This is a genomic window from Segatella copri, assembly GCF_009494835.1.
Taxonomy (GTDB): Bacteria; Bacteroidota; Bacteroidia; order Bacteroidales; family Bacteroidaceae; genus Prevotella; species Prevotella copri_F.
The window spans coordinates 15895-40876 of sequence record NZ_VZBE01000089.1 but is presented as its reverse complement, the minus strand read 5'-3'; the positions used below and the strand labels follow the sequence as shown (position 1 = coordinate 40876).

The window sequence follows — 24982 nt, the reverse complement described above, 5'->3', positions numbered from 1 at the left end:
AAATAGATTTGTTATTTATCTTTCTTTTGTTTTAGCAACTGATTGTAGAAATTTACATATTGAGCTGCCATGTTCTTGATGTCAAATTTACTAGCCTGTTTTTGGCATCTTATTCCAATGTCTTTGAGCATTTTCTTATCGTTATAAAACTGCAATATTTTTACTGCAAGCTCATGCTCGTCGTTTGGAGAAAATAAAAGTTGTTTGTTACCAACAACTTCGGCAAGTCCAGGAACATTTGATGCAATGACAGGCTTGGCGTATGCCATACCTTCCACAGCAGCTAAGCCAAAACCTTCCCAGTGTGATGACATTACACCTAAGTCTGCTATACTCCATAGTTGGGCAATATCTTCTCGCATACCTAAAAAATGAGTTCGCTCAGATACACCTTCTTCCTCAGCTAATTGGCGACAGACTTCTTCACGTTTCCCATATCCGGCAAATAGTACATGAATGTTGTCTGGTAGCAATTTTAGAGCGCGAATTAAGCAGTCTTGATTCTTTTGCGTAGAGAAACGTGCAACTTGTAATAATACGAAGTTGGTATCTGACAATCCGCTAACAATGTCTTTGCGCTGGCTATTCAAGTTTTTTTGGCTGCTGATAGATGGTAATCGAACACCATTTTCTATGACCTTGATAATGGCTTTATGGGGTGTACGCTTACGAATAAAATCAGCAGTTGCTTCCGAAATGCAGATAATGCCATCATACAAGCCATATATACATTTGTCAATTTGTGTAGTGAGCCAATACTTCGCACGTGTATTTGATGTACTATGCTCTGTTGTTACTAGTATTCCTTTTTTGATGCCACAATGAGCTAGTGCAGCCCAGTATTGTGATGGAAACAAATGGGAGTGTACAACATCTGCATCTTTTATTAGTTGGTGGAGTTTGGCTATGAGGCAAATATTATACGCTTCATGTTTATGGTTGAGAGCAATCACTTCAATCCCATTTTGTTTCAGCTTCTTTTCAAAATAGCTGTTTGACGAATATAGTAGGATAACTTTTACGTCATGTTTCATTTGTTTGATTTCTGGCAAAGTTTCTACTAATAGTCTCTCTGCTCCTCCTATTTCAAGAGCGTTTATAATATGAATAATATTCATTTCTCGTTTTCTAATTATTTGATGATTTTTAAGTCCATTATATGAATAATATATCCGAAAGGTTTGATGATTTTTGACCATTGGGGTATTTTGAACAAATTGTCATACAGTTCTTCTGGCTTATGACAGGCATGAAAACGCCAAAAGTTGAGCCATGAACGCAATTTGACCTTAAAGGGTACAGAACTATTTGCAAGTTCAGAATAACACAAGCAGGTTCCTTTCCAACTGTTCATTCTAATCTTTGTGATTTTTGCAGAGAGTCCATCAGTCAAGTATTCACACAAGTATACATTTTTATTAAAATAATGTGTCTTGTATTTTCTTGCTATCCGATTAAACAGAAATGCTTCAGGGCAAAATCGTTCATCATCAAATACAGGAAATGGATATTTCTTAATAACGGTTGTACGAATAGCTTCTGCAGCATCGCCTTTAATATGATATTTATATCTAAAATCAAGAGCAGAACAATCGATTTCTTTGAAATTTAAATTGCCTCCAACTCGTTCTCCATTTTTATAAAATCTCATGCCACAGAGTACAGCAATATCTTTGTTGTCACTAATTTTTTTTGATTCTTTTATGATATTTTCTATACTGTGTTCTGGTAATTGGTCATCGCTGTCAACAATGAAGAACCATTCACCCAAAGCTTTTTGTGCCCCAAAGTTTATAGCAACATGTTTGCCATGGTTTTGAGTTTTAAAATAGTGAATGGGAAACAAATCAGAATTAAATCTATGGCATAGTTCCTCTGTATTGTCCGTAGAGCCATCATCAACAATAATCCATTCAAAATCTAGACAAGTCTGCTTTCGCAGGCTTTCATACAGCGCACCTAAGGTATAGGCGCGATTATATGTTGGTGTAAATATTGATATTTTCATACAAATTTTCTTAATAAAACTTTTATTGCCAATATAGAAGTTCGTCCATATAATTTATAGCCTTTTGCAAGTACATGAAAGAATCTTCGTATACGGCATTCTTTTTCAAAACGGAAATAGTCGGAAAATATTTTCTTGTTGTCATCAGAAATATACGTTTCATACTTTTGGTACAAACTTTTTAATGCCTGATAGTGTTTGTGAGACATAACTGTTTTGTCCATATCAAAGAATGAATTGTATCTATCTGACAGTTTCTTAGCAGTATGTCCAGTAACAGTAGATTGGTGTCTACGATATAGCATCAGCCTCTTGTTGAGATAAGATAATTCTCCTAGGGCAGCAGCACAAACTGTCAATACATGATCATGCATTGCTACTATGTCTGGTGCATTTTTACAAATGTCTCGCAGTGCTGCGTTAAACATTAGAGCACAACCCTGTATGCCACTGTTTAGAAACAATACATCTTTTAGTTTTTTTGGAAAGCAAAGAGTAGCATAGCCGCTAATATCAGATGTTTCCGGTATATATACATAAGAATTAGAATATACAGCCTGTGGTATTGTATTATCTTTTGCTTCAATGAATCTAAGCATCAGTTCTAGTTTGTTCTCTAGCCAGATGTCATCTTGGTCGCAGAAAATACAGAATGGAGCTTTTGAAAATTTTAGAAGGTGCATGAAATTGAGCCCACTTTCATGAAATCTTATCCCGTCCTCAATTATATTGATTCTACTGTCCATTGCTTTCATTTCTTTTAAGATGCTCATGGTGTCATCATAAGAACCATCGTCATGAATATATAATTTCCAATCGGTCAAAGTTTGGGCTTGTAACGACTGAATTTGAGTTCTTATGTAAGATGCTCCATTGTATGTTGCCATCAAAATATCAATGTTGTTCATTTCTTCAAAATTAAATATTTAAAACCGAATTAGTTTCAAGCCAAATTACCTTTTTGCTTGCTGAAAAGAAAAGGTAAAGAGGCAAAGAATACATACTGTATCGTAATGGAAAAATTTGTAAATATAAATTCTCCGATAAATTCCATCAATACAAATGTTAAAAAAATCGCGTAGAGTATCAATTCTAGTTTTCCTCCAGTTCTACTTTTTTTGTATAAGTACCCATAAAAGATGCCATATATTATTGAAAATAGAAATACTCCAGCGATACCAAAATCTTCATAAAAGGGATACATATTTGTATATGTATTGGTAATATCTGGTATTGATACAAATTCAAGTATCGTGTCTGTTGGCGCTTCTGTAAGTCCGATAGCATGGCCTATTGCATAGATAATTCGGAATGTATGCATGCCTATTATAGGGGAAGAGCATGGAACTGCATAATAGTCGAATGCAACCATACTGCTGGATAAATAAAGTGCAAGGAAATTAGTAGCTTCCATGTCTTCTCCAACGGCACGCACAGATTGTAATACGAAACTAAATCCAATAAAAATTATCAATCCTATAATCAAATGCTTAACTTTGATTTTTCCTTGTTGAAAACAAAGGTATAACGATGAGAACATTACACCCAAGAAGGAAGTTTTTGCCATAGTTACTGTTGCCAATAAAAGATTCAGTAGAATTATGATGATTTTCATTGTTTTACTTTTGAAATAAAGCAAAGAAAAAAATATCATAACAAAGGAAAGTGATACAAAATAGAGTAATATGCCAAGTTTTGGCATCTCTATATTTTCATCTTGACCAGTGCTCATCATTCTCATGTATCGAAATATATTTTCTGGATCTTCCATAAATGCTTGTTTTATAATTACTGCACAAACTATGGGAATAGAAATACATGTTATGATAGAATAGACCAATAAAATATTCTGGTTCGGCTGTATTTCTTTTGAAATTTTTGAGGCTGGTGGTGCTATATAATCACATGCGATAGATGCAACAACAAATCCTACAATCCATACTGTAAGGATGAATGGAAAATTATTCTTGATAGGATAAAATGTATTTGGCAGGAAATAGTATATAAGTATAGCAATAGCCCATACACCTGGTACTGCTACGTATGGCGAAAATATATCATGCGATATATAATAGCCTATGCCAACTATTAAAATTGCTAAAAGAAAAGTTACAATCAACATTATTTCATATATTTTTTATAGTTATATATCATTAAGATAGCCACGGCAACTTCTGTTGTTGTTACAACAATACTAGCGCCAACGGCTTGAAGGGAGGGTATGAAAATTAACATCATGCAGATTGATGCAATCGCTGCTATGAAATATACATCACGAAAACGATGGCTAGTGTGCTCGTTCCCTAGAGCTATTAGCCCCATTTGCCCATAAACACCTCCAACTCCAATAGCAAATGGAGTAAGTGCGAAAATTTTCAAATAGATATCAAGACCAGAGTAGTCTTCACCAAGTACTGATGGTAGCCAAATACTACTAGTCCAGATTGCTACTCCTACAATTGCCATGACCATTAATACAAGTATGCGTACTTGTCCAAATAAGCGGCGTGCCTCACTGCAATTCTTTGCAGATACAGAACTGATCTTTGGAAAGAATACCTGGTTGAGTGGGGTGTAAACAAGAAAGCACACTGCTCGCATGATACGCTCTGCAGAAGAGTATTTGCCAATGATATCTGTTGTACAATAGAAGCCGAGTACAACAACGATTAGTTGTGTATATATGCTTGTTGAAGCCGATGAGAGAAATAGAGGAAAACTAGTATGTAGCTCACTTTGTATCCCAGTCCATATTGGTGGCACCCAATTTATAAGTCGTTTGTATATTATATATACATTAGAAATAATTGCAGTAAACAGAAATACTGCAGCTTGAAGAAATGCTGCTAGTACATAGTCATTAGGACTCTTCACGAAAATAAATATGAGTGGCAGAAGGGTAGCCTTAGATATTGTGTTTATAATAGAAAATAAACGTATTTTACCTACTCCTTGAAAAAACCACATAAATGTAAATACCGAGCCTAGTAGCATTGGAAATGTAGCGATGATTGCTCTAGAGTAGAATTGAAAAGTGGGTACAGCGACAAGCAAAGTACCAAGTATAACTGCTGAAACAGTTAACAATACTGATTTGGCTGCAATTACATTCCAAAAAACACGACTCCGTTCAACATAGTCATCTTTTACCATTGCTATATGTTTGGTTGCACTGAGATTAAATCCAAAATCAACAATGATAATTAAGTATTGTATAACAGACAGAGCAAATCCAACATAACCATAACCTGTGGCACCGAGTTTTATCATGAGATATGGCATCACAAAAATAGGAAGTAGCTGGTTGATACCTTGTAACATCATAAGATATAAGGTATCAACCAGTTCCTTGCGGTTTGTTGAAATTTGTTGTTTAATTTTTATTGGTTGCATGTCCCATTTTTTGATTGTATATATCTTTGACCATAAAGAACGAAAAACTACAGAAAAAGGCTAAAAACAACATTAGAGCCATTGTCATCATTCGTTTCGGTCCAGATGGCTTAGATGGTATAGCTGCAGGTTGTATCGTAACGAATATTGGAGTTCGTTCTTGTAGTTTTGCCTGAGCAAGTTGCATCTGTTGTACTGATTGTTGATACATGTTGTATGCCATTTGCATCTCATTCTCTAATCGGTCTCTAACCTGTGTAAAAGACATGAGACCAATGTCTTCATTGGCATCGCAATAAGCTGAGTACTTTTGTTGTGCTTTAATATATTGAGCTTTTGACTCTGCAACGATCTTTCTTGTGTACTCTACGTCTTTACGAGATTTGTTTGTACGATACTGTGTGATGTATATTTGCAATCTTTTGCGAATTAAATCTGCAATTTGGGCAGAAACATCTGCATCAAGAGTTGTTACGCTTACCGAAATCATATCTGTTTTCTTATCCACACTGCAAAAAAACGAACCAAATAGAGCATCAACAATAGTCTGTTGCTGTTTGGATATATGTGTAGGATTTATATTTGACTTTATAATTTCCTTCTTTAAATTGAACAATTTGCCCCACCATGGTTTAATCTGACAATTTTCAAAATACTCAAAGATGCTTACCTTCTTATGAAGGCGAGATACGGTTATTTCTTGTTTGAGCAATTCGGTAAGGAATATAGTAGAGCCTAATACTTTTGGATAAAACTCAGGGTAGATAGCATCTTCTGTTGAACCTGTATTCATTTTTATTCCAGCAATTGCTGCTATTGACCCTAGATTTCCCGATACCGAATTTGCTGATGATTCAGGCAAGAGTATTGTATCTGATTTCCACTTTCTTGGCAAACTGAAAATGTATATGCCTGTCAGTATCATCACACTAAAGGTAAATATTAGGATAGCTAAAAGTTTCTTTTTTAGTAAAGAAACCAGATGAACGAGATTAGCGGATGCTTGATCTGCTGTTTTATAACTATATTCTGTATTTTCACTCATTTTTCTATCTACTTTTATTTTTCTATGCAAAAGTACAACGATTACCCAGATTCTCCGAGTTTTTGGCAAAAAACTATTTTAGAATCTCGGCTTGCCTTTCTTAAAGATTTCTACATTAACTCGATAGCCATATTCGGATGGTTCATCAAGTTCATTAGACTCGTATTCGCGCTGGAGAAATTCTATTGCTTGTGCAATAGCTTCTTTTCTTGTATCACCATGCGTACTGCAAGAGCTTGATGGTCTGTCGTTGCCCATCATTTCTAATCTAGCATTTATTAATGTATTTAAGTCCATTTTCTTTATTTTTATGTTATTTCTTGTAAAATTACAACTTTTCTTCGAATCTGCCAAACTTTTGGATGAGAATCTGTTATGCAGTTGTTACCAATTATTGTCTATTCTTTCAGCGAATTTGATACTTCAGTTTCAATTGTTGTTATCCATTCATTGAAATGAGGACATTTGGTAAGAGTTTCAGTGCCGTCATACTTCACTCAATTATTTACTCATATTAGCAATCGTAGCAATCATGGCGGCGATGCTGCTCATGCTGCTTCCCATACTCATCATTTCGGCGGTACTCATCTTGCGCTTCAGCTTGGCTGGGACGACAATCTCACTGCCTGGCTGCACTTTGGCACCATGAGAGAGCTTGGCTACCTTGCCATTCATGTAGATGATGTATGCCTTGCTCTTTAATGCATCTGAGGCAAAACCACCTGCCTGGTCGATGTAATAGCTTGCCTTTTTGCCCTTTTCGTAGGCTACCGTGTTAGCAAACATTACGGCACCATTGATCTTTACCGTACCATTGTACTGAGGAATGATCAGACGGTCGCCCTCGCGCAAGATGATGTCGGCATCGCTGCCTGGATTCGCCAATGCCTCAGGAAGATCGATACCTACAGGGTATTCACTAGGTACATTGAACTTCTCTATGTTGGTGCGCTCTACATCCTTAGAGGTCTGCGAGATGGCACTGGCATTGTTGCTGCTGGAGGCTAGCTGCAGAAGATTTTTCTGCATCTCTTCGCGCTGCATCTTCAATACTGCCTCCATGCGCAGCTTCTCTTGTTCGTTGGCTTTGCGGATGATGCGGGCTCCCTTGAGATATGCCTGGTCGGTAGCTCCACCTGCTTTCTTGAAGAGTTCACTCAGGCGGGCGTTGCGACGGTCTAATGTATAGAGACCGGCAAACATCACTTCACCGGTAATCGATACGTTCTGCTGCTCTACATAAGCCGGACTCTGACGGATCATTACTTCATCAAATGGCATCAGCTTGAAACCTGGAGTGCCGTCGATAACGAAGCCGTCTTTAAGAGATAGGGTGTAGGTCTTGGCGATAACGCTATCTGGACGTAAAGCCTTGGCATCCATTACTCTACGGCTTACCATTACATTAACGGTTGAAGCCTTGTCGGTTAAGCCGCCTGCCTGAAGAACGAAGTCTTCGAGGGTCTCATTGTCGGCATATTGATAGACGCCTGGATACTGCACTTCGCCACGGATGGTGAGGGTGCGCTCTACAATCTTTTCCTGTCGGGTAGGGATGAAGAGAACATCGTTTTCCTTCAATGGGATATCTGGAGTCTTGCCGTTCATAATGCCGGCAATGTCTACACTTACTACTTCGAGCGAGCGGTCAGACTTCATGCGGTGCATTACGGCACGGTTGGTGAAGGCTTCCTCTGTCAATCCTTCGGCATGCTCTACAAGGGTGCGTACACTGTTGATTTCTTCGCCGAGATTGTACATGCCCGGACGGAATACGGCTCCTTTCACCTCTACGGTGTTGGCGTAGCGTGGCAGGATGCTGTCTACGCTGATTGAGTCGCCGTCATCGATACGGAAACTGGAGAAGTCGAACTCTTCTATATTATATACGGCACGTTCTCTGCCGGTCTTGCGGTTCAGTCTTACTGATTTCTTGTAGGCATCGCCTGTAAAACCACCGGAATACTTCAGAAGGGAATTGACGCTCTCGTTCTTCTTCATTTCGTAAATCATCGGGCGCTTAACCTTTCCGGCGATGGTTACGAGACAATCGTATGGACCTACTACGATGACATCGTTGTCGGCAAGACGGACATTACCCGTCAGTTTGCCGTTCAGAATATAGTCGTAGATATCAACAACCGTTACCAGTTTGTTGTGTCTGTATACCTTGATGTTTCGCAATGTACCCAGATCGTTGGTTCCGCCAGCCATGTAGAGTGCATGGAATACGGTAGCGAAGGCTGAGAGGGTATAGGTGCCCGGAATCTTAACCTCGCCCATTACGTTTACCATGATGGTCTTGGTCTGTCCTACGGTAAGCTTGATGCGGCTTGAACGGTATCTGCTGCCCACGGTATTGCGCAGGCGGGCATTAGCCTGAGCTACGGTTAAGCCTGAAACGCTGACCGGTCCATAACCCTCGATGGTTACTTCACCATCTGGCGAAACGGTGCTCTCGATGGTTTTCTGAGAGGCGCCATAGATATCTATGATGACGGCATCGCCAGGCCCCAGACGATAGTTCTGTGGGGTAGCGATGTTCATATTTGGCTCGAAACTGAGGTCTTTGTTATTGAAGATGTCACGGCCGAAAACCTTACTGCGCTTCTGGTTGAGCTCAGCCTGCAGCTGTTTTACCATGGTAGCTGTATCGGGTACCAGGGCGTTCATTTCCTTGCTGAAATCGTCATAATCTGGGTTGGTTTCATCATAAGATGAGTAGTAGCTGTCGTTCTGCTTGCTCTGGATGCGATAATTGCTATAGGTTGAAGCCTGCTTCTCATTGTCCTTGTCCTGGTAATCTTCTCTATGCTTACCATTGTTGGTCCGCATTCTCTTGTTGCCTGCATTTCCTGCAGCGGTTGTGCTGTAGAGCTCGTTCTGCTGCGACATCTTCTGATACTTATTGCGTACACGTCGAATCTGGGAGATGTCTACGCCCTTCTGCATCAGTTTGGTAACAATCTGCGAATTGGCTGTGCCACGCTCATGTTCTTTCACCACAAAGCTCATGACCTGATCATCGGTCATGTGTGAACTCTGTGCGAAAAGTGGTCCTGAAGACAGGACAAGCGCCAGTACAAGTATGATATGTTTCTTCATTATTATTCTTTTATCTTAGTTTAATTTATATAATAACTCGAAAAAAGTGATTTTGTTGCTATAGAAGGCTGAAAAGATGTTAATAAAACCAAGAAACCCAGGGTTTAACCCTGGGTTACTGATGTTCTGAGCGAGATACGGGAGTCGAACCCGCCTCACAGGCTTGGGAAGCCCGTGCACTACCGATGTGCTAATCTCGCGAAGGAAAATACTAACTCCTTTCACAAGAAAGAGCCACGAGCGGGACTCGAACCCGCGACCCACGCATTACGAATGCGTTGCTCTACCAACTGAGCCATCATGGCTTTTTGCCCGAAAGCAGATGCAAAGGTAATGAATATTTTTTGAAATAAGAAATTATTGCCTAAACTTTTCTCGTGGTTAACTCTTATTAACTAAAGTTCGTTGGTTGCTATACCGGGTTCATAACAAAAGAGGGACTATCGCCAGTGGATAGTCCCTCTTCTGATTATAGTTTCTTGAATGTCAATTCTTCTTTTTTCGAATTTTTGCCTACCGAGATGGTGTCGCCTGGCTTCATTGTGCCATCGAGTAACATCTCGCAAACGGAATCTTCGATGTAGGTCTGGATGGCGCGGCGGAGTGGGCGGGCACCAAACTGCACATCGTATCCCTTCTTAGCTACCATCTCCTTTGCCTTTTCGGTAATCTGGAAATGGAATCCCAAGTCTTCTATTCTCTTGACCAGTCCTTCCAGGTCGAGGTCGATGATGCGCTTGATGGCATTGAGATCCAGCTGGTCGAAGGTGATGATGTCATCGAGACGGTTCAGAAACTCTGGAGCAAACTGCTTGCTCAGACTCTTCTGGACGATGCTGCGGGCATACTCCTTGTCTTTCTCATCCATCGCCAATCCGCCTTTTATACCTGCAGAAGTAAAGCCGACGCCTCTGCCGAAATCTTTCAGCTGGCGGGTTCCTGCGTTAGAGGTCATGATGATGATGGTGTTGCGGAAGTCGATGAGTCTGCCGTTGCCATCGGTAAGTCTGCCTTCGTCGAGTACCTGTAAGAGCAGGTTGAATACCTTGCTGTTGGCTTTCTCGATTTCGTCGAGCAATACGATGCTGTATGGTTTGCGGCGTACCTTTTCGGTCAGCTGTCCACCTTCGTTATAGCCTACGTATCCTGGAGGTGCACCTACCAGACGTGAGGTGTTGAAACTCTCGGAGAATTCGCTCATGTCTATTCTGATGAGTGAATCTTTCGAACCAAACATTTCCTCGGCAAGTTTCTGGGCAAGATAGGTCTTACCTACACCTGTAGGACCCAGGAACATGAATACGCCAATAGGATGGTTAGGGTCGCGCAAGCCTACACGGTTCCTCAGAATGGTCTTTACCATCTTGTTGATGGCATTATCCTGAGCAATCACCTTGTGCTTCAGGTTGTGTTCCAGATCTTTCAGACGTTTGCTTTCACCCTCTGCCATGCGTTGGGCCGGTACGCCGGTCATCATGCTGATAACGTTGGCAATGTCTTCGGCTGTCACCTCAACATATTTGCCAATCTCTCCCTGCTGCCATTGCGCCTTCATGTCCTCAATCTCTTTCTCGATCTTGGTCTGGGCATCTCTGCATGAGGCTGCCATCTCGAAGTTCTGGTTTGCTACAGCCTGCTGCTTCTTGCTGATAATCTTTTTCAGTTCTTTTTCCAACTTGATATATGGAGCAGGAACACTTGCATTATTAATATGTACGCGCGAGCCGGCTTCATCTATCACGTCGATAGCCTTGTCTGGGAAGTGGCGGTCGGTGATATAGCGCTCTGTCAGTTTGACACATGTGTCGAGAGCCTCGTCTGTATATCTCACACAGTGATGCTTCTCGTAATGTTCCTTGATGTTGTGCAGTATCAGCAGGGTCTCTTCGCGTGTAGTTGGTTCAACGATAACCTTCTGGAAACGGCGCTCCAAGGCTCCGTCCTTCTCAATGCTCTTGCGATACTCATCGAGCGTGGTGGCACCGATACACTGGATGATACCTCTTGCCAGGGCTGGTTTCAGAATGTTGGCGGCATCCATGCTTCCTTCGCCGGAACCTGCGCCTATCATGGTGTGAATCTCATCTATGAAGATGATGATCTCCGGATGGTCCTCCAGTTCCTTGATGACATTCTTGATACGCTCTTCAAACTGTCCGCGGAATTTGGTTCCTGCAACGATAGCAGTCAGGTCAAGACTTACCAGACGCTTGTTGAAGAACATAGGCGATGTTTCCTGGTTGTTGATGAGCTGTGCCAGTCCTTCTACGATGGCACTCTTTCCTACGCCCGGTTCACCTATTAATACTGGGTTGTTCTTCTTTCTGCGACCCAGAATCTCGAGCACGCGCTGAATCTCCTTCTCTCTGCCCACGACAGGATCCAGTTTTCCATCGGCTGCAGCCTTGGTCAGGTCGAAACTGAATTTGTCGATGGTAGGGGTGCTGCTCTTTTTGCGCGGAGTTCCATTTGAACGGGTAGACAGTCTCATCGGATTCTGGTCCTTTTCCATATCGAATGGCTCTTCGTCAGTTTCCATCATGTCGTTTTGCTCGTTGTAGTCATCTTCTGCTTCTATTCCACCAGCCATCTCCAGGCTCTCTGCTTCCTCCTGCCTGTCAGCATCAGGGATTTCTGAATCTGGTGTTTGGGGGGCCATTTTGAAATCCTTCGGCTCTTCTGTCTTCTGCTCATCATCCTTGTCAGTAGGATAGAGCATTTCGATGGCACGGTCGTAGCTTAAGCCCAGTTGACTCAGCCAGTTGGCTACAGGGTTCTTGTCATTTCTCAAGATGGCAAGCAGCAGATGTCTTGGCTCTACAATCTTGGAGTGCTCGTAGTTGTTTGCCTCGCGGATAGAGTCTCTGATAATGCTGTCTGTTATCTGGCTGAATGGGATGTGGCTATTCTCCTTCACGTTATCGGCAGGAGTTTCTTCCACATGCTTTTCCAGTTTGCTGTTAAGGACTCCGCTGAAAGCCATCGGACTGATGTCTGCGCCCTTCAGAAGCTTGTTGACATCGCTGTCGTTCTGGCTAATCAGACTCAGCATCAGATGCTCCACGCTGATTTCTCTTCCCAAGGTGCGTGCTGCTTCTTTGCTGCTTCTGTTCAGTATGTCCTGTATATGTGAAAACGGATTTATCATATTTGCTTATATTTTTAAAAAATCTCAGTGCAAAAGTACACATTATTTTCAATAATAGCAAATGATATGCCAACTTTTTTGCATTGTTAAAATACAAATAATGCTAAAATAATGCGATTTTTCGCCTCTAAAGCGTTTTAGTATCATTTTTTTTTGTATCTTTGTCGGGAATTTCAAAAGGGTAAAACGGCTTAGAACGCAAGGAAATGCCCTTAAACGCGATTTCCGGATGGAAAACAGGCGTTTTGAAAGTAACGAATAAACAATAATACATTAATATAAGAAATGGACGAAAATCAGACAATGGATCATGATAGAATCATGAAGATCAACATTGAGGAGGAGATGAAGTCGAGCTACATCGATTATTCGATGTCTGTTATCGTGGCTCGTGCCCTCCCTGATGTACGCGATGGTTTCAAGCCTGTGCACCGCCGTATTCTTTACGGTATGCTCGGCATTGGAAACACCAGTGACAAACCTTATAAGAAATGTGCGCGTGTTGTTGGTGAGGTGCTCGGTAAGTATCACCCTCACGGTGACTCTTCTGTTTACGGCGCTCTGGTGCGTATGGGACAGGAGTGGAACATGCGTTATACCTTGATTGACGGACAGGGTAACTTTGGTTCTGTTGACGGTGACTCTCCTGCTGCCATGCGTTATACTGAGTGCCGCCTCTCCAAGATGGGTGAGCATATCATGGATGACCTTGACAAGGAAACGGTTGATATGACCAACAACTTCGATGATACCCTGCAGGAACCTACCGTGATGCCTACCAAGATTCCTAATCTTCTGGTAAATGGTGGTAACGGTATTGCAGTAGGTATGGCTACCAATATGCCTACCCACAACTTGGGTGAGGTAATTGACGGTTGCTGTGCATATATCGATAATCCTGACATCGACACCGATGGATTGATGCAGTATATCCCTGCTCCTGACTTCCCAACCGGTGCTACCATCTATGGTATACAGGGTGTGAAGGATGCATACGAAACGGGTCGAGGCAGAATCGTGGTTCGTGCCACAGCCGAGATTGAAAGTGGTGAAAACCATGACAAGATTGTTATCACCGAGATTCCTTACGGTGTAAACAAGGAACAGCTCGTAATGGCTATTGCGGACCTTGCCAAGGAAGGCAGAGTAGATGGCATCGCTAATGTAAACGATGAGTCTGGCCGTCAGGGTATGCGTATCGTTGTTGATGTAAAGCGTGATGCTAATGCCAATGTTCTTTTGAACAAGCTCTTTAAACTGACTGCTCTTCAGAGTTCATTCTCAGTGAATTGCATCGCTCTTGTTAATGGTCGTCCACGTCTCTTGAGCTTGAAGGAGTGTGTGAAGTATTTCGTAGAGCATCGTCATGATGTTACAATCCGACGCACCCAGTTCGAACTGAAGAAGGCACAGGAGCGTGCTCATATTCTCGAGGGCTTGATCATCGCCTGCGACAACATCGATGAGGTAGTACATATTATCAGAGCCAGCAAGACTCCATCTGATGCACAGCGCAACTTGGAGAAGCGTTTCGAACTCGATGAACTTCAGAGTAAGGCCATCGTGGATATGCGCCTCAGCCAGTTGACAGGCTTGCGTCTGGAGCAGTTGCATAATGAATTCAACGAGTTGATGAAGACTATCGACTACTTGAACCAGATTCTGAATGATCCTGAGCTCTGCAAGAAGGTAATGAAGGACGAACTCAACGAGGTGAAGGAGAAGTATGGTGACGCACGTCGTACCATGATTAAGCCTGATGACCATGAGTTCAATCCAGAAGACTTCTATCCAAACGACCCAGTGGTTATCACCGTGAGTCATCTCGGATATATCAAGCGCACCCCATTGTCAGAGTTCCGTGAGCAGGCTCGTGGTGGAGTAGGTTCTAAGGGAGCCCGTACCCGTGATAAGGACTTCACCGAGTATATCTATCCTGCTACCATGCACCAGACCATGCTGTTCTTCACTAAGAAGGGCCGCTGCTACTGGTTGAAGTGTTACGAGATTCCTGAGGGTGACCGCAATTCCAAGGGTCGTGCCATCCAGAACCTCCTCAATATCGAGAGCGATGACCAGGTGAATGCATTCCTCCGTCTGAGAGGTTTGAATGATACTGAGTTCATCAACAACCATTATGTAGTATTCGCTACCAAGAATGGTACGGTGAAGAAGACCTGTCTGGAGGCATATTCCCGTCCACGTGCCAACGGTGTGATTGCTATCAACATTGTAGAGGGCGATGAGGTGGTAGATGTTCGTCTGACAAATGGTCATAACGAACTGATTATTGCCAACCGCAATGGTCGTGCTGTCCGTTTCGACGAGAACGAGATTCGTACAATGGGCCGTACGTCTACCGGTGTTCGTGGTATGCGCCTCGATGAGGGTAATGATGCCGTAGTAGGTATGATTGTTGTCAACGATCCTGAGAAGGAAACCGTGATGGTAGTGAGCGAGCAGGGTTATGGTAAGCGTTCTGATGTACTCGATTACCGCGTTACCAAGCGTGGCGGTAAGGGTGTGAAGACCCTGAATATTACCGATAAGACCGGTCGACTGGTAGCTATCAAGAACGTAACCGATGATAACGACCTCATGATTATCAACCAGAGTGGTATCGTAATTCGTCTTGCCGTAGCCGATTGCCGTGTCATGGGCCGTGCTACTCAGGGTGTCCGCCTCATCAATCTTGCCAAGAAGAATGATGTCATTGCCAGCGTATGCAAGGTGATGAGTTCTGAGCTCGAGGCTTCTGTAGAAGAGGAGAGCCGTTCTGCCTGGGCTAAGAAGAGCGAGGAGATAGAGAATGATACCGTAGGTGCCAAGACTGCTGAAGAGGCTGCTGAGGCTGAGGCTCATCTCGCTGACGAAGCATCTGAAGCTGAGGATACCGATTCGGGCAACGTAGATTTCGAATAAAAGAAAAGACGCGTAAAAAATAAATAACAACAACTTTTAAACTCATTAAGAAAAATGAAAAAGTTTTTAGTAGCTGCAATGATGGTACTAGGTGCCACATCAGCATTCGCAGGCGACAGTGACGCTCTCAAGGCTGTCATGAAGGCTAAGTCTTATGCCGAGGCTGAGGCTTTGGTTAAGCAGAATTTGGGTCAGATGGCTAACGATGCAGAGAAGGCCAAGGCTTACAACAAGCTCGTTGATCTCGCTATGAAGCAGTTCAACGACCAGCAGAGCATCCAGCAGACCAATCAGATCATGAAGAAGAACGACCCGGTTGACGAGGCTGCTATGTCTGAGGGCGCATACAATGCATTGATCAATGCTATTGAGTGCTACAAGTACGACCAGCTTCCTAACGCTAAGGGTAAGGTTGCTCCTAAGTTTAACAACAATGCTAGCCGTGTATGGGGTGCTCGTGTTCAGCTCGTTAATGCGGGTCAGACTGCAGCTCAGAACAATAAGGCTGATGAGGTATTGAAGTATTGGGGTGCATTCCTCGATACAGACAATGAGCCTCTCTTCGCTTCTGTAGACCAGAAGCAGAAGGATAGCGAGAAGGACTATATCGGTCAGGTTGCTCTCTTTGCAGCCCGTTATGCATACCAGGCTAAGGATGCTGCCCGTTGCGAGAAGTACTGCGACATCGCCATGAAGAGTGAGAAGGAGGCTAAGGATGCCCTCAACCTCAAGCTCTATGTGATGAAGGATGGTTTGAAGACTCATGAGGATTCTCTCGCCTATGTTAACAAGCTCAAGGATATCTTTGCAAAGGACGAGACCAATGAGGTTGTTCTCGATGGTTTGAACTCTATGTTCTCTTCATTGAAGATGGAGAAGGAGCAGACTGAACTTTTGGACGCAGCTATTGCAAAGAACCCTAACAACTTCGTTGCTCTTGCCAACAAGGGTATGATGTATATCCAGAAGAACGATGCAGACAACGCTATCAAGTGTTTGAAGCAGGCTCTTGCTGCAAAGGAGGATAACGTAGTTGTTCTTACTTATCTGGGTGCTTGCTACAACAGCAAGGCTGGTAACTTGCAGGATCCTAACGGACGCAAGGTTGTTTACCAGGAGGCTATCAAGGTTCTCGACAAGGCTAAGCAGCTCGATCCAGAGAAGGCTCAGGCTAACTGGGGTTACACCCGTTACCAGGCTTACTATGGCTACTATGGTCCTAACGCAGCAGAGACCAAGCAGGCTGAGGCTGAGAGCAAGTAAAGTTTAAGCTTCAAATAAGTATTTGTTTCTCATAGGGGGATGTCACCTAGTGTGGCATCCCTTTTTTGGGTTTCTTTGAGATAGGGTTGATCCGGTAAGATAACAAATAGGACTGTGTTTTTTGTGGCAAAATGATTGGTAAAAACATCAGCGAGTAATGTTGGTTTGCTGTAGGCGCCCATCAGCTGGTCTACGCATGCACAACAGGTGTTGTGCGAGCGCATATCAGCTGTTATGCAAGCGCACAACAGCTGTTGTGCGGCCTACGGAGTTAACTTCTCCGATAACCTATACTGTCTTTTCCGGCAATTTCATCTGTCTTTTCCGACAACTTCTTCCGTATTCTGCAATTGTATCTTACGCTTGTGTGCATTTATTGAAGTTGTTCATGTGTCGTAAAAATCTTCTTGGTATGTCCGTCTTCCATAAAAATAGGCTGAGTCATCGCATGATGACTCAGCCTTAATTCTTTTTTATCCATTCAGAACTTTACTGCTGAACAGGAATCTTCTTGACGCGACGCTCGTGACGGCCACCCTCGAATGTTGTGGCAAAGAACTCGTCGAGAATAGCCTCGGCGGTCTTGTTGTCTACGAAACGACCTGGAAGTACCAATACGTTGGCATCGTTGTGCTGACGAACCAAATGAGCTATCTCCTTGCACCATGCCAATCCGGCACGTACACTCTGATGCTTATTCAATGTCATGGCGATACCTTCGCCGCTGCCGCAAATGCCGATACCTGGATATACTTCGCCGCTCTCAATGCCTTTGGCAAGAGCATGACCGAAGTCAGGATAGTCTACACTCGCATCGCTGTATGTACCATAATCCTTTACAGGATAACCCTTCTTTTCCAAATATTCCAATACAAATTGCTTCAATGGAAAACCTGCGTGATCGCATGCAATACCAACTGTCTTTACTTCCATAATACTTAAGTTTTTAAGTGAAGAAAACGGGGTAAACCCTTATCCTTCACAAGGTTAATGTTAAAAGAGTGAAAGGAGTCGGATGCCGGAAATGGAAATCTGCCATACGGCAAAATCTCCAACTCCAGCTTCCAACTCCTGTTTAGTTTATGCTAATTAAGCCTCTGCCAAGAAAGCCTTTACCTGCTTGTAAACGTTCTCGCCTGTGTAACCGAGCTTCTCATCAAGTACCTTGTAAGGAGCTGAGAAACCGAAGCTCTCCATACCCCAAACCTTACCATTAGCGCCTACGAGACCCTGGAGTGTTACAGGAAGACCGGCAGTCATACCGAAGATCTTAGCGTTCTTTGGCAATACGCTCTCCTGATATTCCTTGCTCTGACCGCGGAACAAGCCCTCTGATGGAGCACTTACCACGCGAACCTTGATGCCGTCGGCACGCAAAGCATCGCAACCAGCCTCCAATGTAGAAACCTCAGAACCGCTAGCTACCAAGATAACGTCTGGATTCTCGTCGCTGCCTGCTACGATGTAAGCACCCTTGGCTGCCTGCTCATAGTCTGTACCCTCTGGCAACTTAGCGATGCCCTGGCGAGAGAAGATCAAAGCTGTAGGAGTCTCAACATTCTCCATAGCGAGCTTCCAGCAAACTGTAGTTTCGTCAGCATCAGCTGGACGGAATACGCGGACGCTGTCCTTACCTGCGTGGTTCTTCAACTTCTCCATGAGGCGAATCTGTGCCTCCTGCTCAACTGGCTCGTGAGTAGGTCCGTCCTCACCAACGCGGAATGCATCGTGAGTCCAGATGAACTTCACTGGAACCTGCATCAGGGCTGCGAGACGTACAGCTGGCTTCATATAATCAGAGAATACGAAGAATGTACCCATTGCTGCAACCACACCACCGTGGAGCATCATACCGATACACATATCAGCCATAGTCAACTCTGCAACACCAGCCTGGAAGAAAGCACCAGAGAAGTCACCGCGAACGATGCTCTTGGTCTTCTTCAAGAAACCGTCTGTCTTATCAGAGTTAGAAAGGTCAGCAGAAGCACAGATCATGTTAGGAACCTGCTCTGCCAAAACACCGAGACAAGCAGCAGAAGCTGCACGAGTAGCTGAACCAGCCTTCTGCTCAACCTTGCTCCAGTCTACCTTAGGAGCCTTGCCGCTGAACCACTCATCCATCTGGGCAGCCTTCTCTGGGTTAGCCTTGCGCCACTCAGCCTCTGCAGCCTTGCGCTCAGCTACGATCTTCTTCAACTCCTCAGCACGCTTAGCGTAGATTTCCTTTACATCGTCGAAGATAACGAATGCATTCTCAGGATCACCACCGAGGTGCTTGATGGTATTAACGTAAGCGTCGCCACCGAGAGGAGCACCGTGAGTATTGATGCAAGCCTCGTAGCTTGTGCCGTCTGCGCGGAGAGCACCCTTACCCATTACGGTCTTACCGATGATGAGGGTAGGGCGATCCTGCTCCTTCTGAGCAGCATCGAGCGCCTCACGAATCTGAGCTACGTCGTTACCGTTGATCTTGATGACATTCCAGCCCCAAGCTTTGTACTTCATCTCTGTATCCTCGTTCATTACAACGCCACACTCTGTAGAGAGCTGGATGTCGTTAGAATCGTAGAACATGATGAGGTTGTTCAGACCGAGGTTACCGGCGATACGACCAACACCCTGAGAAATCTCTTCCTCTACAGCACCATCAGAGATGTATGCGTAGATCTTGTGCTGCATCATGGTTGAACCCAAACGAGCCTCGAGGAACTTCTCTGCAACAGCTGCACCAGCTGCGAGGGCGTGACCCTGTCCGAGAGGACCAGATGAGTTCTCGATACCACGCTGAAGGTCGAGCTCTGGGTGACCAGGAGTTACAGAACCCCACTGGCGGAACTGCTTGAGGTCTTCCATAGAGAAGAAACCACGCAAAGCCAAACCAGCATAGAGCATTGGGCTCATGTGACCTGGGTCGAGGAAGAAGCGGTCGCGGCCAGTCCATGTTGGATCTGCTGGATCATAAACCAGGTACTCAGAGAAGAGCACGTTGATGAAGTCAGAACCACCCATAGCACCACCTGGGTGACCGGAATTTGCCTTTTCTACCATTGAAGCAGCCAAGATACGGATGTTATCAGCTGCATGATTCATTACTTTAATGTCGTTCATAATTTTATATTTATTATTGTTGTTATTTCTGCTGAAATATTCTTGTTTTTCTAGCTCTGTAGGCTACTCAAAAGAAGGATACTTCCTTTTTCGCCTTCAAAGATACTATTTTATTTTCAAAACTACGATAGATTTTGCAGGAATTTTTACTTTAAGGGTGTTTTTCTTTACTTTTGCATCCTTAAAAACTGCAGGCTTCACTACATCCGGGTGTGCGAAGTCGTTGTAATCGCTCACCTTGTTGCAGGAAAGAATCTGTCCTGTTACAGCTTTTGGAGCAGCTGCACCATCCAGATTAAACTCTACCTGCTGAGCCTTGTCAAGACTGACATTGGCAAGTGCAACCACAATGGTTCCATCTGCCTTCTTGGCTGCTGAAGTAGATACCAATGGAATCTTTCTTCCATCTTTTGCGTGATCATCGCCGCGAACATCCATAGAGTCGCACTTTACATCCATTGGGAGATAGGTTGCCTCCTGGAAGTCCTTGTACATGTTGAATACATGATAGGTTGGAGTCAGAACCATGTGACCTGTTCCCTTTGTATCTGTCAGGATCATTGACTGGAGTACGTTGACAATCTGTGCGATATTGGTCATCTTCACACGCTCTGTATGGCGGTGGAATACATTCAACGAGAGTGCTGCAACGAAGGCATCGCGCATACAGTTCTGCTGATAGAGGTGGCCCTTGATAGTGCCAGGCTCCTCATCCCACCAGGTTCCCCATTCGTCAACGAGGAGGGCTACCTGCTTCTTTGGATCAGCCTTGTCCATGATAGCCTCGTGCTTCTTGATGACATCTTCTATGCCGAGCGCCTTGCCCATGGTCCAGTAGTAATCCTCATTGTTGAACTTGGTGGCAGAACCCTTGCTGCCTGTCCAGCCAGTTACTGTATAATAATGTAGAGAGATGGCATTGGCACGGTTGCCGATACGGTCCATCAATACCTTAGTCCAGTTATAATCGTAATCGCTCGCTCCAGATGCAATCTTATAGAGCTGGTTGCCGTCATAGTTGCGGCAATAAACAGAGTAGCGGCGGAAGAGATCTGAATAATACTCAGGACGCATGTTGCCACCGCAGCCCCAACTTTCGTTACCAACACCGAGGTATTTTACCTTCCAAGCCTTGTCGCGGCCGTTCTGTCGGCGGAGTTTTGCCATAGGAGTATCTCCATCGCTGGTCATATATTCCACCCACTTTGCCAATTCCTCAACAGTGCCGGAACCCACGTTACCGCTGATGTAAGGCTCGCAACCCAACATCTCGCAGAGATTCAGAAACTCGTGTGTACCGAAAGAGTTGTCCTCAATGGTTCCACCCCAGTTGTTGTTCTGCATCTTTGGTCGCTTCTCACGTGGACCGATACCATCCATCCAGTGATACTCGTCAGCGAAGCATCCTCCAGGCCATCTTAATACAGGCACTTTCAGGTCCTTGAGGGCTTGGAGCACGTCGTTGCGGTAACCCTGAGTGTTAGGAATCTTAGAATCAGGACCTACCCAAAGACCACCATAGATACAACTTCCGAGATGCTCGGCAAACTGGCCATAAATCTCTTTATTGATTTTCTGTGTTCCCTGGTTGGCATGGATTGTTCCTGTTACATCCTGAGCTTGAGCTGAGAATGCAACTGCTGTTGAAAGCAATGTGGTAGCGAATAGTTTCTTCATCATTGTTCTTATTAATTGTTGTCGATTTTAAGTATAATACGTTTGTGGAGGTAGAATCCCCACAAACGTATTTATCGTTTATTTACTTTTTGTTCTCAACTGCTGCCTTTTCGATAGCAAGACCAGCCTTGTAGGTTTCAATATATTTATCAAAACCGGCTACATCTTCGGCAGTAGGTGCAATCTCTACACCAGTATTGCCTGCAAATACCTTCTTGTCGAGATAATCTGCCAGGCTCAACTTCTCTTCGTTGTTAACGAGATAACCTGCGAGCAGGGCGATACCCCATGCACCACCTTCGCCTGCTGTCTCCATGACAGAGATAGGGGAGTTAATGGCTGCAGCGAGGATGCGCTGACCTACACCCTTGGTCTTGAACAAACCGCCATGACCTGTGATGCGATCTACCTGTACCTTCTCGTCCTTGAACAATACATCGTTACCAATCTTCAATACAGCTACTGAAGCATAGAGGTTGGCACGCATGAAGTTGGCAAGGTTGAAGTGGTCGTTGGCAGAACGTACGAACATAGGGCGACCTTCTGCAAGACCTGTTACAGGCTCACCAGAGATATAGTTGTAAGCAATCAATCCTCCGCAATCAGCATCGCCTTCAAGAGCGTGGTTGTAGAGCTTTCCGAATACCTCGTTCATATCTACAGGAACACCGAGCAACTCCTGATATTGCTTGAACAAACCTACCCAAGCGTTGAGGTCGGAAGTACAGTTGTTGCAGTGAACCATTGCTACAGGGCTGCCGTCTGGAGTAGTCACCATATCAATGACTTCGTAAGGTTGGCTCAAGGCTTTCTCCAATACAATCATAGAGAAAGAAGAAGTACCTGCACTTACGTTACCGGTGCGCTGACGTACAGCGTTGGTAGCTACCATACCAGTACCTGCATCACCTTCTGGAGGACAGAGTGGGGTGCCTGCCTGGAGTGTGCCTGATGGGTCGAGCTTCTTTGCACCTTCCTCGGTCAATACGCCAGCATCTTCGCCTGCGTTCAGTACCTCTGGGAGAATGTCGAGAATCTTCCAGCCCAGGTTCTTAGGCTCGATGAGCTTATCGAACTTAGCTACCATCTCTGCATCGTAGTTGTTGGTGTTAGAGTCGATAGGGAGCATACCTGATGCATCGCCTACGCCCAAAACCTTCTTGCCTGTGAGCTGCCAGTGGATATAACCGGCGAGAGTGGTAAGGAAGTCAATCTTGTTGATGTGTTCCTCACCATTCAGGATAGCCTGATATACGTGAGAGATACTCCAACGCAATGGGATGTTGAAGTGGAAGAGCTCTGAAAGTTCAGCTGCAGCCTTGGCTGTATTGGTGTTACGCCATGTGCGGAAAGGAACGAGAATGTTCTCATCCTTACCGAAAGCCATGTAGCCGTGCATCATTGCAGAAATACCGATGGCAGCCAACTGCTTGATTTCGCAGTCGTACTCAGCCTTCACGTTCTTGCGGAGGTCGGCATAACAATCCTGCAAACCTTTCCAGATTGTGTCGATGCTGTAAGTCCAGAGACCATCAACCAACTGGTTTTCCCACTCAAAGCTACCCTGTGCGATAGGGTTGTTGTCGGTGTCGATCAAGACAGCCTTGATTCTGGTAGAGCCAAACTCGATACCGAGAATGGCCTTACCTGATTCTATAATAGTTTTTGCGCTCATTATTGATTCTTTCTTTAATGTAAGGAACAAAGAGAAAAGCAATGGAATTCTTCACTCTTCGTTCTTCACTCTTCACTTAAATTATCTCAACGCCTTGTTGAGCATGTAGTAAATCTCGTTGTTGCGGAGCTGCTGCTTGAAGCTGCTGATAGTTGTGTTCTTGTCGATGTTGACGAACTCAATACCGAGAATCTCGCAGAAGTCTTCCCAGTACTCAGCAGTGATATCGTAAGAGAATGCACTGTGGTGAGTACCACCAGCGAGGATCCAAGCACCTGCACCAATCTCGAAGGTTGGCTGTGGAACCCAGAGAGCTGAAGCTACAGGGAGCTTAGGCATTGCCTTTGGCTCGATGCACTCTACCTCACTTGCGATGAGACGGAAACGGTTGCCAAGGTCAACTACAGTTGCCTTAACACCCTTACCTGTCTTAGATGTGAATACCAAACGGGCAGTCTGCTGCTTGCGGATACCGATGCCGAGGAAGTGAACCTCGAGCTTTGGCTTGTCTGTTGCGATCAATGGGCAAACCTCGAGCATGTGGCTCTGGAGGCTAGATGTGCGGTCGGCAGCGAAGTTGAGTGTGTAGTCCTCGAGGAATGAGCAACCCTTCTCCAAGCCCTGGTTCATTACCCAGAGTGTGCGGTAGAGGCAAGCTGTCTTCCAGTCACCCTCTGCACCGAAACCATAACCCTCTGCCATCAGGCGCTGTGAAGCCAAACCAGGAATCTGGTCGAAACCGCAGAAGTTTGGATCGTCGATGTCAGCATCGCCGAGGTCATCGAAGTTGGTTGTGAATGCTACTGCGTTCTCATCCTTCAATACGCGACGGAGAGCGATCTCAGCCTTAGCTGCGTTCTTCACCTTCTCCCAATAAACTTCCTCGCCAGACTCATCAATCTTGATGGTGTACTCTTTCTTGTACTCCTCAACGAGGGCATCAGCCTCTGCATCAGTTACCTTCTTGTAGTACTCCATGAGTGAAGATACTGGGTAGTAATCTACATGGTAACCCAAGCGCTGCTCGAACTCTACACGGTCGCCATCTGTTACGGCTACGTTGTTCATGTTCATACCGAACATCAAGCAGCGTACGTTGTGAGCATCAGCAACACCAGCAGCTACGCGAGCCCATGTTGCAATCTGCTTCTGAGCCTCTTCGCTCTTCCAGTAACCTACAACTACCTTTCTAGGGATGCGCATACGGGTGCAGATGTGACCGAACTCGATGTCGCCGTGGGCAGACTGGTTGAGGTTCATGAAATCCATATCGATAGAATCCCAAGGGAGTTCTGCATTGTACTGAGTGTGGAAGTGGAGGAGAGGCTTCTCGAGAGCCTGCAAGCCCTTGATCCACATCTTAGCTGGAGAGAAGGTGTGCATCCATGTGATGATACCTACGCACTTCTTATCGTTGTTGGCAGCCTTCATGACAGCTTCTACTTCAGCAGAAGAGTTAGCTGTGCCCTTGTAAACTACCTTGATTGGGATGATGCCACTGTTGTTCAGACCATCTACCATGTCCTTTGAGTGACCATCTACTATCTTAACTGTTTCGCCTCCGTAAAGAAGCTGTGCACCAGTTACAAACCATACCTCTAAATTTTCAAATGCTTTAATCATGATTGTTTGTTG

The 24982-nt window shown here is 44.4% G+C and carries 16 protein-coding genes and 2 tRNA genes; 2 read left to right on the top strand and 16 right to left on the bottom strand.

The features are described from left to right. Positions 1–11 precede the first annotated feature (11 nt). The 11 genes from F7D47_RS14085 to F7D47_RS14035 all read right to left on the bottom strand — a co-directional run bounded on the left by F7D47_RS14085 (position 12) and on the right by F7D47_RS14035 (position 12699). The gene (locus F7D47_RS14085) at positions 12–1118 is read right to left on the bottom strand and encodes a glycosyltransferase (protein WP_194252608.1); all 1107 of its coding nucleotides are present in this window, start codon (positions 1116–1118) and stop codon (positions 12–14) included. 14 nt (positions 1119–1132) lie between these two features. Then, positions 1133–2008 (bottom strand): glycosyltransferase family 2 protein, encoded by an 876-nt coding sequence (locus F7D47_RS14080; protein WP_153085494.1) that lies wholly within the window; start codon positions 2006–2008, stop codon positions 1133–1135. Continuing rightward, positions 2005–2916 (bottom strand): glycosyltransferase, encoded by a 912-nt coding sequence (locus tag F7D47_RS14075; RefSeq protein WP_153085495.1) that lies wholly within the window; start codon positions 2914–2916, stop codon positions 2005–2007. The genes F7D47_RS14080 and F7D47_RS14075 overlap by 4 nt, the downstream gene beginning before the upstream one ends. Positions 2917–2951: 35 nt before the next feature. Further along, positions 2952–4130, bottom strand: a complete 1179-nt coding sequence (locus tag F7D47_RS14070; RefSeq protein ID WP_153085496.1) for an O-antigen polymerase — start codon at positions 4128–4130, stop codon at positions 2952–2954. Further along, complete coding sequence (locus tag F7D47_RS14065) at positions 4130–5401, bottom strand: oligosaccharide flippase family protein (protein WP_153085497.1); 1272 nt, start codon at positions 5399–5401, stop codon at positions 4130–4132. Before F7D47_RS14065 ends, F7D47_RS14070 begins: the two co-directional genes overlap by 1 nt. Next, positions 5382–6446, bottom strand: a complete 1065-nt coding sequence (locus F7D47_RS14060) for a Wzz/FepE/Etk N-terminal domain-containing protein (protein WP_153085498.1) — start codon at positions 6444–6446, stop codon at positions 5382–5384. Before F7D47_RS14060 ends, F7D47_RS14065 begins: the two co-directional genes overlap by 20 nt. 78 nt (positions 6447–6524) lie before the next feature. Continuing rightward, positions 6525–6743: a hypothetical protein gene (locus F7D47_RS14055; RefSeq protein WP_153085499.1), complete on the bottom strand. Its 219-nt coding sequence runs from the start codon at positions 6741–6743 to the stop codon at positions 6525–6527. Between the two features lie 204 nt (positions 6744–6947). After that, complete coding sequence (locus tag F7D47_RS14050) at positions 6948–9551, bottom strand: SLBB domain-containing protein (protein ID WP_153085500.1); 2604 nt, start codon at positions 9549–9551, stop codon at positions 6948–6950. Between the two features lie 129 nt (positions 9552–9680). After that, positions 9681–9751, bottom strand: a tRNA-Gly gene (locus tag F7D47_RS14045). Between the two features lie 32 nt (positions 9752–9783). Further along, positions 9784–9856, bottom strand: a tRNA-Thr gene (locus tag F7D47_RS14040). 164 nt (positions 9857–10020) lie between these two features. Next, positions 10021–12699, bottom strand: coding sequence for an ATP-dependent Clp protease ATP-binding subunit (locus F7D47_RS14035; protein WP_153085501.1), 2679 nt, complete (start codon positions 12697–12699; stop codon positions 10021–10023). Between the two features lie 285 nt (positions 12700–12984). Here F7D47_RS14035 and gyrA point away from each other — a divergent pair, with 285 nt between their 5' ends. Further along, on the top strand, positions 12985–15621 hold the full coding sequence (gene gyrA, locus F7D47_RS14030) for a DNA gyrase subunit A (RefSeq protein ID WP_153085502.1): 2637 nt from the start codon (positions 12985–12987) through the stop codon (positions 15619–15621). Between the two features lie 54 nt (positions 15622–15675). After that, positions 15676–16884, top strand: coding sequence for a hypothetical protein (locus F7D47_RS14025; RefSeq protein ID WP_153081491.1), 1209 nt, complete (start codon positions 15676–15678; stop codon positions 16882–16884). 489 nt (positions 16885–17373) lie between these two features. Here the strand turns inward: F7D47_RS14025 and F7D47_RS14020 are convergent, their stop codons facing one another. From F7D47_RS14020 to araA, 5 genes are all read right to left on the bottom strand, one after another. Further along, positions 17374–17817, bottom strand: coding sequence for an RpiB/LacA/LacB family sugar-phosphate isomerase (locus F7D47_RS14020; protein ID WP_022122120.1), 444 nt, complete (start codon positions 17815–17817; stop codon positions 17374–17376). Positions 17818–17973: 156 nt separating this feature from the next. Further along, positions 17974–19995, bottom strand: a complete 2022-nt coding sequence (locus tag F7D47_RS14015) for a transketolase family protein (protein WP_118191356.1) — start codon at positions 19993–19995, stop codon at positions 17974–17976. A gap of 105 nt (positions 19996–20100) precedes the next feature. Next, the gene (locus F7D47_RS14010; RefSeq protein ID WP_118200311.1) at positions 20101–21675 is read right to left on the bottom strand and encodes an alpha-N-arabinofuranosidase; all 1575 of its coding nucleotides are present in this window, start codon (positions 21673–21675) and stop codon (positions 20101–20103) included. 79 nt (positions 21676–21754) lie between these two features. Next, positions 21755–23347, bottom strand: coding sequence for a xylulokinase (locus tag F7D47_RS14005; protein WP_153085503.1), 1593 nt, complete (start codon positions 23345–23347; stop codon positions 21755–21757). Between the two features lie 81 nt (positions 23348–23428). Beyond that, positions 23429–24970, bottom strand: a complete 1542-nt coding sequence (araA, locus tag F7D47_RS14000; RefSeq protein WP_022122116.1) for an L-arabinose isomerase — start codon at positions 24968–24970, stop codon at positions 23429–23431. Between the last annotated feature and the right edge of the window lie 12 nt (positions 24971–24982).